Origin of the sequence: Pseudoalteromonas sp. A601, assembly GCF_002165575.1 — a bacterium.
GTDB lineage: Bacteria > Pseudomonadota > Gammaproteobacteria > Enterobacterales > Alteromonadaceae > Pseudoalteromonas.
This window is the reverse complement of record NZ_MXQF01000026.1, coordinates 50,570-65,677: the sequence shown is the minus strand read 5'-3', so window position 1 is coordinate 65,677 and position 15,108 is coordinate 50,570. Positions and strand designations below refer to the sequence as shown.

Annotated in this window: 15 protein-coding genes; all 15 read right to left on the bottom strand. The window is 40.3% G+C overall.

The annotated features are described in order from the left end of the window. Nucleotides 1–283: 283 nt before the first annotated feature. Entirely contained in the window at nt 284–1,642 is a 1,359-nt protein-coding gene (gene glmU / locus B5G52_RS17445; protein ID WP_087533922.1) for a bifunctional UDP-N-acetylglucosamine diphosphorylase/glucosamine-1-phosphate N-acetyltransferase GlmU, read from the bottom strand. 279 nt (nt 1,643–1,921) lie between these two features. Beyond that, nucleotides 1,922–2,344 (bottom strand): F0F1 ATP synthase subunit epsilon, encoded by a 423-nt coding sequence (locus B5G52_RS17440; protein WP_008112140.1) that lies wholly within the window; start codon nt 2,342–2,344, stop codon nt 1,922–1,924. Nucleotides 2,345–2,357: 13 nt separating this feature from the next. Beyond that, nucleotides 2,358–3,743, bottom strand: a complete 1,386-nt coding sequence (gene atpD / locus B5G52_RS17435) for a F0F1 ATP synthase subunit beta (RefSeq protein WP_087533921.1) — start codon at nt 3,741–3,743, stop codon at nt 2,358–2,360. Nucleotides 3,744–3,776: 33 nt separating this feature from the next. Then, the gene (gene atpG, locus B5G52_RS17430) at nt 3,777–4,637 is read right to left on the bottom strand and encodes a F0F1 ATP synthase subunit gamma (protein WP_008112136.1); all 861 of its coding nucleotides are present in this window, start codon (nt 4,635–4,637) and stop codon (nt 3,777–3,779) included. A gap of 60 nt (nt 4,638–4,697) precedes the next feature. Next, a complete protein-coding gene (atpA, locus tag B5G52_RS17425; protein WP_008112134.1) occupies nt 4,698–6,239 on the bottom strand; it encodes a F0F1 ATP synthase subunit alpha in 1,542 nt (513 codons plus the stop codon). Between the two features lie 14 nt (nt 6,240–6,253). After that, on the bottom strand, nt 6,254–6,787 hold the full coding sequence (gene atpH, locus B5G52_RS17420) for a F0F1 ATP synthase subunit delta (protein WP_087533920.1): 534 nt from the start codon (nt 6,785–6,787) through the stop codon (nt 6,254–6,256). 16 nt (nt 6,788–6,803) lie between these two features. Continuing rightward, nucleotides 6,804–7,274, bottom strand: a complete 471-nt coding sequence (gene atpF, locus B5G52_RS17415; RefSeq protein ID WP_087533919.1) for a F0F1 ATP synthase subunit B — start codon at nt 7,272–7,274, stop codon at nt 6,804–6,806. Nucleotides 7,275–7,315: 41 nt separating this feature from the next. Then, nucleotides 7,316–7,549: a F0F1 ATP synthase subunit C gene (gene atpE / locus B5G52_RS17410; RefSeq protein WP_010561330.1), complete on the bottom strand. Its 234-nt coding sequence runs from the start codon at nt 7,547–7,549 to the stop codon at nt 7,316–7,318. Between the two features lie 60 nt (nt 7,550–7,609). Beyond that, entirely contained in the window at nt 7,610–8,467 is an 858-nt protein-coding gene (gene atpB, locus B5G52_RS17405) for a F0F1 ATP synthase subunit A (RefSeq protein ID WP_087533918.1), read from the bottom strand. 15 nt (nt 8,468–8,482) lie between these two features. Next, on the bottom strand, nt 8,483–8,863 hold the full coding sequence (locus B5G52_RS17400; RefSeq protein ID WP_087533917.1) for an ATP synthase subunit I: 381 nt from the start codon (nt 8,861–8,863) through the stop codon (nt 8,483–8,485). A 142-nt stretch (nt 8,864–9,005) separates the two neighbouring features. After that, nucleotides 9,006–9,929, bottom strand: a complete 924-nt coding sequence (locus B5G52_RS17395) for a ParB/RepB/Spo0J family partition protein (protein WP_087533916.1) — start codon at nt 9,927–9,929, stop codon at nt 9,006–9,008. Nucleotides 9,930–9,949: 20 nt separating this feature from the next. Continuing rightward, on the bottom strand, nt 9,950–10,735 hold the full coding sequence (locus B5G52_RS17390) for a ParA family protein (RefSeq protein WP_087533915.1): 786 nt from the start codon (nt 10,733–10,735) through the stop codon (nt 9,950–9,952). A 13-nt stretch (nt 10,736–10,748) separates the two neighbouring features. Beyond that, nucleotides 10,749–11,369: a 16S rRNA (guanine(527)-N(7))-methyltransferase RsmG gene (rsmG, locus tag B5G52_RS17385; RefSeq protein ID WP_087533914.1), complete on the bottom strand. Its 621-nt coding sequence runs from the start codon at nt 11,367–11,369 to the stop codon at nt 10,749–10,751. A 15-nt stretch (nt 11,370–11,384) separates the two neighbouring features. Next, entirely contained in the window at nt 11,385–13,274 is a 1,890-nt protein-coding gene (gene mnmG / locus B5G52_RS17380; protein WP_087533913.1) for a tRNA uridine-5-carboxymethylaminomethyl(34) synthesis enzyme MnmG, read from the bottom strand. Between the two features lie 422 nt (nt 13,275–13,696). Further along, entirely contained in the window at nt 13,697–14,152 is a 456-nt protein-coding gene (locus tag B5G52_RS17375) for a flavodoxin domain-containing protein (protein WP_087533912.1), read from the bottom strand. Nucleotides 14,153–15,108: the final 956 nt, after the last annotated feature.

Genomic DNA, 15,108 nt, shown 5'->3' with positions numbered 1-15,108 from the left:
TTCCTATTTTTTTGTCAACACTTAATTTTAAGAAATTTTAATATTAAGTTTTACTCGACTCACTTACCGTTTGTTCAGCGCTTTTCATTGCTGCCTGCCGGGTCAGTGGATGCGCATTATAGGGATATTCTTGAGGCCGTCAACGCTTTATTTCAATTTTATTAAATTAATTTCTAATTTGTATGAATGGCATACAAGAAGGGGGTTTAAACGCTATTTTAGCTACTTTATTAACCTATTTTTCCACAGTAATAAAAAAGGCTGCAGCGCAGCCTATATTATTTTATTTTTTTACCGGTCTCTTCCAACCATCTAAATTACGCTGTTTACTGCGCGCTAGTGCTAATTGGTCATCGGCTACTGTGCTGGTAATAACCGAACCTGCACCGATGGTGGCTGTTGCTCCAATATTTACTGGGGCAACTAATGATGAATTAGAACCAATAAATGAATTATCACCAATAATGGTTTTTGATTTATTCACACCATCATAGTTACAGGTAATAGTGCCTGCGCCTATATTTACTTTTTCGCCAATTTCAGCATCGCCAAGATAGGTTAAGTGATTTGCTTTAGAGCCTTTGCCTAAACGCGATTTTTTCATTTCGACAAAGTTACCAATATGCGAGTCTTCTTCCATAACGGCACCTGGTCGTAAACGGGCATATGGACCAAGGGTACATTTAGTAGCGATACTCGCATCTTCAACTAATGTATTGGCTTTAATAACTACATTGTCGCCAATGGTACAATTTTTAAGTACACAATTAGGGCCGATTTCAACATTGTTACCTAAAGTTACTTTACCTTCAAAAATAACGTTCACGTCAATCAATACATCTTCACCAGTCGTGACTTCGCCGCGTACATCAATGCGAGCAGGGTCAGCAAGTGTCGCACCGTTTAACATTAACTCTTCAGCCTGCCATGCTTGATAAGCACGTTCAAGGCCAGCAAGTTGTACACGGTTGTTTGCACCTTCAACTTCCATTGGGTGATCAGGCTGTGCTGAGCTAATTTCAACACCTTCACTATGCGCCATAGCAACGATATCTGTTAGATAATACTCACCTTGGGCATTCTCGTTTGATAAGTTACCTAACCAGCTTTTTAAAAGCTTCCCATTCACAGCCATAATACCGGTGTTAACCTCGGTAATTAATAACTGCTCTGGTGTTGCATCTTTTTGCTCAACAATACCTACTAACTTACCATCAACGCGTAACATACGACCGTAACCATTAGGGTTAACTAGGTTTACTGTAAGTACGGCTAAGCCATTACTAGGGGTTGCAGCAAGTAAACGCTCAAGCGTTGATTGCTTTGTAAGAGGTACATCGCCGTATAAAACTAAAACAGTATCTTCATCATTAATATGAGGGTTTGCTTGTGCTACGGCATGGCCAGTACCAAGCTGGTCTGCTTGCAGCACCCAGTTTACGTCATTATCAGCTAGTTGTTGTTGTAATAATTCGCCGCCGTGACCATAAACCAAGTTTGTTGATGTGGCACCGAGTGCATTAGCGTTATCGATAACGTGTTGCACCATTGGCTTACCTGCAACTTTATGTAGTACCTTAGGCAGAGCAGAGCGCATACGAGTACCTTTACCCGCAGCTAAAATAACCGTTGTAAGTGACATTAAAACAATTTCCTTCTTTCTTTGTTTTATTGAAATAAGTAAGCGAGCGTGAATTCAATAAGATTACGTAAGTCACATCATGCGCAAATACTCAACGACAACTTAGCAGTTGCCACTGAATCTTAGCTGAAATCAAACATTGCTTTCATATGCTTTATTGTAACGGGGATCAATGAAGGATATAAGTACAAAAAGCGATCTATTGCATAGATAGAAACATTATTTTTATTCAGGCACAAAAAAGCCCACGTAAAGTGGGCTTTTAAAAACCAGATAGGCTTACTTTTTACGTAATTGCTGAATAACGCGTAGCTGAGCAATTGCTTCAGCTAGTTGCATTGCGGCTTGATTATAATCAAGCTCAGCAGATGCACCTTTTGCCATTTGAGCTTCAGCGTCACGTTTAGCTTGCTCTGCAGCTTTCTCGTCCAGGTCTTCACCACGAACAGCTGTATCAGCAAGTACGGTCACTATGTTCGGTTGAACTTCTAGTGTACCGCCAGCAATATAGATGAGTTCTTCTTCACCAAATTGCTTAACTAAACGTACCATACCAGGTTTAAGGGCAGTTAGTAGTGGGGCGTGACCGGCGTTAACACCTAACTCACCTTCACTACCAGATACTTGAATAGATTCTACTAAACCAGAAAATAATTTCTCTTCAGCACTTACTACATCAAGATGTACAGTCATAGCTGCCATACTACCCTCCTAATTACATGCTTTTGGCTTTTTCTTGAGCTTCTTCAATAGAGCCAACCATGTAGAACGCTTGCTCTGGCATATCATCAAACTCACCGTTTAAGATACCTTTGAAGCCTGCAATTGTGTCTTTAAGTGAAACGTATTTACCTGGCGCACCTGTAAATACCTCTGCCACGAAGAATGGCTGAGATAGGAAACGCTGGATTTTACGTGCACGTGATACAAGTTGCTTATCTTCGTCAGAAAGCTCGTCCATACCTAGAATCGCGATGATGTCTTTAAGTTCTTTGTAACGCTGAAGAACTGTTTGAACGCCGCGCGCTATACCGTAATGCTCTTCACCGATTACTTGTGGATCAAGCTGACGTGAAGATGAATCAAGAGGGTCTACCGCTGGGTAGATACCTAGTGATGCGATATCACGTGAAAGTACCACTGTTGCATCTAAGTGAGCAAACGTTGTTGCTGGAGATGGATCCGTTAAATCATCCGCAGGTACGTATACCGCTTGGATTGAAGTAATTGAACCAGTCTTAGTAGATGCGATACGCTCTTGAAGTACACCCATTTCTTCAGCAAGTGTAGGCTGGTAACCTACCGCTGATGGCATACGACCAAGAAGTGCTGATACTTCAGTACCCGCAAGTGTGTAACGGTAGATGTTATCTACGAAGAAAAGTACATCGCGACCTTCGTCACGGAACTTCTCAGCCATAGTAAGACCTGTTAACGCTACGCGTAAACGGTTACCCGGTGGCTCGTTCATCTGACCGTATACAAGCGATACTTTATCAAGTACGTTTGAATCGTTCATTTCATGGTAGAAATCGTTACCCTCACGTGTACGCTCACCAACACCTGCGAATACTGAGTAGCCGCTGTGCTCGATTGCGATGTTACGGATAAGTTCCATCATGTTTACGGTTTTACCAACACCGGCACCACCGAATAAACCAACTTTACCACCTTTAGCGAATGGACATACAAGGTCGATTACCTTGATACCCGTTTCTAAAAGTTCAACTGAGCTTGATTGCTCTTCGTAAGTAGGTGCTGCACGGTGGATAGACATACGCTCGTCTTCACCGATTGGACCTGCTTCATCAATTGGCTCACCAAGTACGTTCATGATACGACCTAGAGTCTTAGTACCAACTGGAACTTGAATTGCTTTGCCTGTGTTTTCTACTGAAGCACCACGACGTAAACCATCTGTAGTACCTAGTGCGATAGTACGTACCACACCGCCACCTAGCTGCTGTTGAACTTCTAAAGTCAAACCAGCTAAATCGCCATCTGTTACTTTTAGCGCGTCATATACGGCTGGCACGCTGTCTTGTGGAAATTCGATATCCACAACGGCGCCGATAATTTGGACGACCTTACCTAAACTCATGTCTATTCCTCTCGTTAATCTTTGCCTGAAGCATTAAACTGCTGCTGAACCAGAACAAATCTCACTAATTTCTTGTGTGATTGCTGCTTGGCGAGCTTTGTTATATACAAGCTGTAACTCATCCATAAGGTCACCGGCATTATCAGTTGCAGCTTTCATTGCAACCATGCGGGCAGCCTGTTCAGAGGCAGCGTTTTCAACTACACCTTGGTATACTTGAGACTCAATGAAGCGAACTAACAAAGACTCTAAAATAGCCTCTGGGTTTGGTTCATATAAGTAATCCCACGCATGTGTAGATACTTCTTCTTCAGCTTTTGGCAAAGGGAGTAACTGATCTACTATTGGCTCTTGCTTCATGGTATTAACAAAGTTGTTATATACCAGGAATAAACGGTCAATTTTACCTTCAGAGAATGCATCTAGCATTATTTTTACCGGACCAATTACGTCCTGTACTGAAGGCTTATCTCCAAGACCTGCTTTTTTAGCAAGCACTTGACCACCAAAACGTTGAAAGAAGCCAGCTGCTTTACTACCTAAAGTAGCAAAATCAGCATCTACGCCTTTCTCTTTCCACGCTTTAATGTCTAATGCAACTTTCTTAAACTCATTTGAGTTTAAGCCGCCACATAGACCACGGTCAGTAGAGATAACAATATAACCAACTCGTTTTACTTCACGCTCTTCTAAGAACGGGTGAGTAAAATCAAGATTTGCTTGAGCAACACGACCAATCACTTTACGTAATTTTTCAGCGTATGGACGGCTTGAAGCCACTCGTTCTTGCGCCTTTTTCATTTTAGACGCAGCAACCATTTCCATTGCGCTAGTGATCTTTTGAGTATTTTTAATACTGCCGATCTTGCTTTTAATCTCTTTTCCGCTGGCCATGACTCTCTCTCCGAATCAAGGTGTGCTTTAGCGGACTAAAGCGCACCATTAATAACTAAATTACCAAGTTTGCGTAGACTTACACTTCTCTAGAAGTTCTTTAAGCTGCGCTTCGATCTCGGCGTTGTAGTTACCAGTTTCATTGATTTGAGCCATAAGCTCTGCGTATGTGCTATTTGCGAAAGAAAGTAATGCCGCTTCGAAATCCATAATTTTAGAGATTTCGATGTCTTGCAAGTAACCTTTCTCAGCTGCGAATAACGACAAAGACATTTCAGCAACAGACATTGGCGCGTACTGCTTCTGCTTCATTAGCTCTGTTACACGCTCACCATGCTCAAGTTGAGCACGAGTAGCATCATCAAGGTCAGACGCGAACTGCGAGAACGCAGCTAATTCACGGTACTGAGCTAGGGCTAGACGGATACCGCCACCTAGTTTCTTAACGATTTTAGTTTGTGCAGCACCACCAACACGCGATACCGAGATACCAGCATTTACTGCCGGACGGATACCTGAGTTGAATAAGTCAGTTTCTAAGAAGATCTGACCATCGGTGATAGAGATAACGTTTGTCGGTACGAACGCAGAAACGTCGCCGCCTTGAGTTTCAATGATAGGCAATGCCGTCAATGAACCTGTTTTACCTTTCACTTCACCGTTAGTGAACTTTTCAACGTAATCAGTGTTTACACGTGATGCACGCTCTAAAAGACGCGAGTGAAGGTAGAATACGTCACCTGGGTATGCTTCACGACCTGGTGGACGCTTAAGTAGCAATGAGATTTGACGGTAAGCAACAGCTTGCTTAGATAAATCATCATATACGATTAATGCGTTTTCACCACGGTCACGGAAGTATTCACCCATAGTACAGCCCGAGAACGGTGCTAAGTACTGAAGTGCCGCAGATTCAGAAGCAGATGCTACAACTACAATAGTATTTGCAAGTGCACCGTGCTCTTCTAATTTACGTACTACGTTAGCAATAGTAGATGCTTTTTGACCAACCGCTACGTACACACACTTAACGCCTGTGTCTTTTTGGTTAATGATTGCATCGATTGCTAGTGCAGTTTTACCTGTTTGGCGGTCACCGATAACAAGCTCACGCTGACCACGACCAACTGGGATCATAGCATCAATAGATTTGTAACCAGTTTGTACTGGCTCATCTACAGATTGACGCTCGATTACACCTGGTGCAATTTTTTCTACAGGTTCAAACCCGTCGTTATCTAAAGCGCCTTTACCATCGATAGGAGCACCTAGAGTGTTAACAACACGACCAAGTAGACCCGCACCAACAGGAACTTCTAAGATACGACCAGTTGTGTATACTTTTACGCCTTCTGTAAGGTCAGCGTAAGGACCCATTACTACTGCACCAATTGAGTCGCGCTCAAGGTTTAGTGCGATAGCATAACGGTTGCCAGGAAGCTCAATCATCTCACCTTGCATACAGTCAGCTAGACCGTGGATGCGGATGATACCGTCTGTAACAGATACGATAGTACCTTCGTTACGAGCTTCACTTACAACTTCGAACTTCTCAATACGTTGTTTGATCAGATCTGAAATTTCAGTGGAATTAAGTTGCATGCTCTTTTTCCCAATTACGATTGTAGTGTTGTGGCTAAGCGATTTAATTTACCGCGTAAAGAGCCGTCAATTACAGTATCACCCGCCTTAATTATAAGGCCGCCAACTACTGTAGCGTCTTCACTACAATTCAGCTTAACTTTGCGTGCGAAACGTTTTTCAAGTGCCGCTACCAGTGATTCTTGCTGCGCTGCAGCAAGAGGTGTTGCCGAAATCACATCAATATCGATTTCTTTTTCATAATCTGCTTTTAAAGCAGAAAATAAATGAGCAACTTCAGGTAGTGCAATCAAACGTCCATTTTCAGCCATCACCTTAACTAGGTTCTGACCTTGTTCGTTGAGCTGCTCACCACATAAGTTAATAAATAACTCAGCTTGTGCAGTAGCAGTAGGCAATCCAGCTAAAATGGTAGATGCCTGTTCATTGCTGGCAACGTGGCCAGCAAAGAACAACATGTCATTCCAGCTATCAATAGCGCCTTTTTCAACGGCAAGTTCAAAAGCCGCTTTAGCGTATGGGCGAGCGATAGTAGTCAATTCAGACATGCTCATACCCTCCTAATTACAGCTCAGCGACAAGTTTTTCAACGATGTCACTATGTGCGGCTTGATTGATTTCGCGCTCTAAAATTCTTTCTGCGCCAACCACTGCCAGAGTTGCTACTTGCTTACGTAGCTCTTCTGTCACACGGTTACGCTCTGATTCAATTTCAGAGTGCCCTTGAGCAATAATTTTTTCACGCTCTTGCTGACCACGAACAGTTTCTTCGTCAACAATTAGCACGGCACGCTTTTTAGCTTGTTCAATGATATCTGCCGCTTGAGCCTTTGCATCTTTAAGCTGTTCTGCAGCTTTATGTTGCGCTAGTTCTAAGTCTTTCTCGGCTCTATCAGAGGCAGCTAAACCATCTTCGATTTTCTTTTGGCGAGCTTCAATTGCACCGTTTAGTGGTGGCCATACGAACTTCATACAGAAAAGTACGAACACCGTAAATGCAATTAATTCACCGATAAGAGTGGCGTTTAAGTTCACAACCGCTCCTCCTTAAATAGTAAGCTGTTCAAAAAATAAAATTAAAGTACGAACAACAATACCATCGCGATACCAACACCAATCATTGCTACAGCATCGATTAGACCAGCTAGGATGAACATCTTAACTTGTAGTGAAGGAGCAAGTTCAGGTTGACGTGCACATGCTTCTAGGAATTTACCACCCATGTTACCGAAGCCGATTGCAGTGCCGATTGCACCAAAACCGATAAGTAAAGCTACAGCGATATACTTAAGACCGATCATTAGTTCCATTTTTTTCTCCAAAGTTTCAATTGTAAATTAAAGTTAAAAGTAAAATTGTAAATATAGTAATTAGTGATTATCCGAACTTGCCATGCTTAGGTATACGATTGTAAGCATCATGAATACGAATGCTTGCAATACAATTACCAAAATATGGAATACAGCCCACACAAAGTGCAACGGTAGTTGCATTAAACCTATAGCACCTATAAGGATGAAGATTAACTCACCTGCATATAAGTTACCGAACAAACGCAGAGCCAGTGAAAACGGCTTAGAAACCAATGCGATAAGCTCTAGTAATAGGTTGAATGGGATTAAAAGAATCTGCATAGCTGTATTGTTTGAACTAAACGGGTGAAGTGTTAGTTCTTTAATAAAACCGCCGATACCTTTGATTTTAATTGAGTAACCGATCATCAATAAGAAAACACCTAGCGCTAACGCAGCTGTTAAGTTAATGTCAGTAGTAGGTACGATTTTCATGTATACGTCGTGTGAATCCATACCAAATGCAGTTTCGCCAACAACACCAGCAAATGCAGGTAGGAAATCAACTGGTATTAAATCCATTAAGTTCATTAAGAATATCCACACGAATATTGTTAATGCTAATGGTGCAATAAGCTTGCTCTTACCGTGGAAGGTATCGCGTACGTTATCGCCAACGAACTCTACGATCATTTCAATAAAACATTGAAATTTACCTGGTACACCCAGTGTTGATTTTTTAGCGGCACTACGGAAGATCCATAAAAATATAAGACCTAAACCGATAGACCATGCGAGGGTATCTACATGCCATGTCCAGAAACCACTGTCCGTACATGCTTTATTGAAGGCAAGACCAGCATCGGTCGAGCACATCTTAGCATTGGTTAAGTGGTGCTGAATATGGCTAGATAGAGTAACTTCTTCTGCAGCCATGTTATATCCCAAAAGTTAATGTTTAAAAAAAACGGGTGCGAACAATCCAGTTAATAACGCCAGTACATAGATACTAAAAAAAGGTAATAAAATTACCGAAAAATGCTTAAGTACTAGTGCAAACAATATGATTGTCAGCAAAAATTTTAGTCCGTTGCCTCGTTTTAGCGAGGAATACGCTTGATTTACCTTACTTGCACCCATATACCTGAATGCATAGATGGAAAATACACAGTGGGGAAGTACTGCTACAGCACCTCCAGCTAATGCTGAGAGACCGGCATCTACTCCCCAACCGATGAAAACAATTATGGCAGCAACCAATGCTACACTACCTTGCAAACAGATTAATTTAAATGCAGCCAATTGATAAGGCGCTGCTAACTTATTAGTCACGTTTAGTTAACCTTATTAGCGTTCTATTTGTCAGGGTATGAAAACTGGCGAAATTATACTGAATCCTACCAGTTTTGCAACTTGAGTCGGTGTATTGTGGTGCAAAAATGAGGCAATTGTCTCATTTTGGACATGATATTAATTAATGTTGGGAATAGTCTTGGTTTATACGGTTTAAAATCCCGTCTAATTCATCAAGGTTAGTGTAAGAAATAACCAAGTTACCCTTACCTTTTTTGTTGTAGTTAATTTCCACTTTTGCGCCTAAATTATCTGCTAATTTCTGTTCTAACTGTTTGACATCTGGATCTTTTTCTACAATTTCTTTTTTAGCCGCAGGTTCTAAAATTGAACGGACTAATTTTTCAGTTTCGCGTACCGTTAATGCTTTAGCAACAGCCAATCGAGCAGCGTCTGATTGAGGTTCACCTTCTAGGGCTAATAAACAACGTGCATGGCCCATTTCTATATCACCATGTTCTAACAATATTTTAACATCGTCATTTAAATTATTTAAACGCAGTAAGTTGGTCACTGTTGTACGTGATTTACCTACAGCATCAGCTACTTGTTGATGAGTTAATTCAAATTCGTTAAGTAAGCGGTTTAATGCAATGGCCTCTTCCATGGCATTTAAATCTTCTCGCTGAATATTCTCAATAAGTGCAATTGCAACCGCCGCTTCATCTGGTACGTCTTTAATAATACACGGAACAACATCAAGCTTAGCAAGTTGCGCTGCACGCCAGCGTCGCTCACCAGCGATAATTTCGTAACTATTTTGTGCAATAGGGCGAACAACAATTGGTTGAATAATACCTTGCGATCGAATCGAGCTTGCTAATTCTTCCAGCGCTTCTTCTGACATATCTTTACGCGGCTGGTATTTACCCGAATGTAAAAACTCAATAGCTAACTTTTGTAATTCACTTTTTGGCTGTTCTAAGGCAGCTGTATCCACCGTAGGCGCACTATCTTGAACACTTTCTGTTTGGTTTGGTGCTGGTTTTGATGAACTAAGTAAAGCATCGAGTCCTCGGCCTAAACCGCGTTTTTTAGCAGACATGTTATTTTTTTACCTCAAAGTTAGGCGACAATAGGAGATGTTTTTTCTTTTCTGCGTAACATTTCACCGGCAAGTGCTAAATAGGCTTTAGCGCCACTTGATGCCCGGTCATAATACATGGCTGGTGCACCAAAACTAGGGGCTTCAGCTAAACGCACATTACGAGGGATCACTGTACGGTATACTTTATCACCAAAGTGTTGTTTTAATTGCTCAGATACATCATTAGCTAGACGGTTTCGCGGATCATACATAGTGCGCAAAATACCTTCAATTTGTAATTTAGGGTTTACCAGTTTTGCTAATTGGGTGATGGTATCCATTAAAGCTGTTAAACCTTCAAGAGCATAATACTCACACTGCATAGGCACTAAAATAGAGTCAGCAGCGGCCATTGCATTAACAGTTAACATGTTTAATGAAGGTGGACAGTCTATAAAAATAAACTCGTATTGATCTGATATTTTTTCAAGTGCATTTCGCAAACGGACTTCACGAGCAAACAATTCCATTAATTTAACTTCAGCCGCAGTCACATCACCATTCGCGGCGATTAAATGATACTCGCCTGATGTTTCTTTACAGACAACATCATCAATCGGCTTATCTTCGATTAATAAGTCATAGATAGTGGCAACATCACTGTATTTATCGATACCGCTACCCATGGTTGCGTTACCTTGCGGATCTAAATCGATTAATAGCACTTTACGTTTTGTTGCCGCCATTGAAGCTGCTAAATTTACAGCTGTAGTGGTTTTACCCACGCCGCCTTTTTGATTTGCTATTGCGATGACTTTTGCCACAGTGCTCTGATCCCTAGTCTTTAGAAAGAATAATTAAATGTCTTTGTGCATCTAACTCTGGAACTTCCAATGCTATTTTTTGCTCAAATTTAATGCCAGCAGGTAATGATTCTAGCTCGTCACTAGGAAAAACACCTTTTAATGCTATAAATTTACCTGAATGATCAATCAAGTGCGAACACCAGTCAACCATATCTTGTAATGAAGCAAATGCGCGGCTTAAAACACCATCTAATCTAACACTTGGTTGATATTCTTCAACTCTAGACTGAACTGGGGTTACATTTTTAAGGCCTAACTCATGTTTAACTTGCATTAAAAAACGTACGCGTTTGCCTAAGCTATCTAATAACACAAACTGAGTATCAGGTAACGCAATTGCTAATACAATACCAGGTAAGCCAGGGCCCGTTCCAACATCAATATAATGATGACCGGGTAGGTGAGGTGCAACAACTAAGCTATCCATGATGTGTTTTATCATCATTTCTTCAGGCATTCGCACTGAGGTTAAGTTATATGCTTTGTTCCATTTGTTAAGTAGCTCAACATATTGAACAAGTTGTTGCTGTTGTTTTTCGGTTAGCGCAATATCAGTTTGCGCTAACAAAGAGGTCAATTGTTGCTGTAACACAGTATTCCTTAATTATTACGCAATTTTACGTAACAAGCCTTGCTTCTTTAGATACACTAATAATAGCGAAATAGCAGCAGGGGTGATACCAGAAATACGCGATGCTTGGCCAATGGTATCCGGACGCGCCTCAGTTAACTTAGCAACAACTTCATTCGATAACCCCGAAACAGTCGAATAATCATAATCTTTTGGTAATACAGTTTCTTCATGACGCAGTTGTTTGTTGATCTCATCTTGCTGGCGTGCAATATAACCTGCATATTTAGTATGGATCTCAACTTGCTCAAGTGCCAGTGCATTATCAAACTCAGATCCAAGGCCATCAATAGCCATAAGATCGTTATAACGAATTTCAGGACGACGAAGAAGATCTTCTAAACTTGCTTCACGCACTAAAGGTGTTTTAAGTAAACTGTTTACTTGATCAATAACAACGTGATCTTTGTGGATCCAGGTTTCTTTTATACGTTGTGATTCTTTGGCGATCACATCCATTTTTTCATTAAATGACTGCCAACGCTCGTCATTAACCAAACCTAATTCACGACCTTTTGCAGTCAAACGAATATCAGCATTATCTTCACGTAGTAATAAACGGTATTCAGCACGACTAGTAAACATACGGTATGGTTCTTTAGTACCGAGTGTTGTTAAGTCATCAATAAGTACACCTACATAGGCTTCGTCACGACGTGGTGTCCAAGGTTCTTTACCTTGAACTTGTAATGCCGCATTCATGCCCGCTATTAATCCTTGCGCACCCGCTTCTTCATACCCTGTGGTGCCATTGATTTGGCCAGCAAAGAATAAACCATCAATAAATTTAGTTTCGAGCGATTTCTTTAAATCACGAGGATCAAAAAAGTCATATTCAATAGCATAGCCCGGACGACAAATATGAGCATCTTCAAAACCGGCAATGGACTGCACAATCTCTAGTTGTACATCAAAAGGCAAGCTTGTTGAAATACCGTTTGGATAAAGCTCGTAAGAAGTAAGGCCTTCAGGCTCAACAAAGATTTGGTGCTTGTCTTTATCTGCAAAACGGACAATTTTATCTTCAATAGAAGGGCAGTAACGCGGACCTATGCCTTCAATCACACCTGAATACATAGGTGAACGATGTAAATTATTACGGATCACATCATGCGTTTTTTCATTGGTATAGGTGATATAGCATGGGATCTGTTGTGGATGATCTGATTGCTTTCCTAAAAATGAAAATACCGGTGTAGGCGCATCCCCTGGTTGCTCTTGCATTTTGCTAAAGTCAACGGTACGAGCATCAATACGTGGTGGAGTACCCGTTTTTAAACGATCAACACGAAATGGTAGCTCACGTAAGCGATCGGCTAATGCGATTGAAGGTGGATCACCCGCTCTGCCGCCTTTAAAGTTCTCAAGGCCAATATGAATTTGACCACCTAGGAAAGTACCAACGGTCAATACAACAGATGGCGCGCTAAAGCGTAATCCCATTTGGGTCACTACGCCTTTAACTTGATTATTTTCGACAATGAGATCATCACACGATTGCTGAAAGATCTTTAAATTATCTTGATTTTGCAGGATGTCTTGGATAGCGGCTTTATAAAGAGCGCGATCAGCTTGTGCTCGAGTTGCACGAACAGCAGGGCCTTTAGAAGAATTTAATGTACGAAATTGGATCCCACCTTTATCAATAGCTTGCGCCATTGCACCACCTAGAGCATCAATTTCTTTAACTAGGTGACCTTTGCCAATACCACCAATTGCTGGGTTACATGACATTTGACCAAGAGTATCCATGTTGTGAGTTAGCAGCAGGGTGTTCATACCCATTCGTGCAGCAGCAAGCGCAGCTTCTGTACCAGCGTGGCCACCACCAACAACAATAACATCAAAATTTTCGTGAAAAATCATTTCAGGATCCTACTTAAATCAACCAGCAAACTACCAAGGGGAACGTATTCTACCTATAAATTGACAGAAGATAAATGATTAAACTCTCGCCAAGATCTAAGTAAGTGATCTCTAATAATATAAAGGATCTTTTAAAGAGATCTTTTATTTCTATTACTACTAGTGATCGCCATTTCTGTTGATAAGGTTTAGTTTATAATTAAAAACATAACGTTAGATCTGATCTAAAGGTGTTTATATGATCGGATCAAGATAGATATAAGCTCTGATCAAAAAGGCTATTTATACACAGGGGGTTTAACTTCGGATCTTATCCAATGGATAACACCCCTTTAAAACGCAATTAGATCATAGCTTATCCACAATTCGATCTAAATTATAGATAAATTGTGTATAACTTTAGCTGGTGGAGTTGCATTAGATCACTGTGTTTTAAGATTGTTTATTTCGATCCACTCAGGTAACCAGGCTAAAGCTGTGTCTTCTGGTAGCTCTTCATCCAAAATATTCAGTTCTAACCTTGGTGCTGTACACTCAGCTCCTTTACTTATAAGTAGTTGTTCTAAATTACGACCAGCTAGGTTGTAGGTATCGTAACTGGTATCACCGAGGCCAATAACACTAAATTTTAGTCCTTTTAGATCATCAACTTGGTTAAGATCATTAATAAAGGGTAATAGGTTTTCAGGGTAGTCACCCGCACCATATGTTGAGGTGCATAATAGCCAAATAGTGTTTTCTTGATCTATTTGTGAAAAGTCAGGTTGATCATGTACTTCAGTGGTGATCCCTTGCGATATTAACTGCTCGGCTAGTTGTTCACCTACATATTCTGCAGATCCCATTTGACTACCGATAATAATGTTTACTGAATACATGTTTTTCTTGATCGCTTTCCTGCTAGATTTGATGGTTATGATAAACAAGTTTATTGTGCAGTAAAGTAGATAATCGATCTTTGTATAAGTTTTTATGGTGTAAAATTATACAATAAAATTGGTGATGCATTAAGTTTATGATTTTGTTATATAAAATAATATATTCCTAATTGTAATCTTATGATCAAGCTGTTGATAAATAGTAAGAAAGCTATGTCCTTTAATTATGTTATTGCCAGTTATAAGGCCTAAGCTTTTGATCTTTAATTCCGTCGTTAATCTTAATTGCGATTTTTTAAGTGCTTTGACGTTCTATATTTGATTGTGGATAGAAAGCTTGTTGATAACGATCATTTTGTTAGGCTATGGATTTTAATAAAACTGTAAATTTATTAGTAATCGACTTAAAATTACAAATTAAGTGCATTTTTGTGGTTTTATTGAACAAATCAGAGGGGCAGAGCTAAAATTAATTAGTTATTTATTCCTCGTTCAGCTAAATAAGGCTCGATCAGCAGCAATTGTGGATAACAAATTTTACAGATCGAGATCTAAAGCACTATTAATAGTCAATTTTTAGCTTTTTGAATGTAAGTTTTTCTAATTTTCAGATAACAGTTTCGCATGTATTAGTAAAAATTGTGCTAATCCATGTTGACTTAAAGGTACTGACACGAACCTTGTTCACCATTTTCTTTGCACGAGCTAGTGTAATCTTCTCCTGTAATACTTTTCCACCAGCTTACCAGTTGTTAAAAACGATACTCTCATTTGTACATTTTACCTCCCTTTTGAGTTTAAAATTTGATTTGAAAGTATAGAGAAAATCACAAAACGGTGCGTATCCGAGCATATTGTCGTAACAAAAAAGACTAACTGATCTAAAGCAACAAAGCTGAGCCGTGTGATTTCTGTTGAAATACAGCGCGAACTACTGTGGTTTATATTTGTGTTGT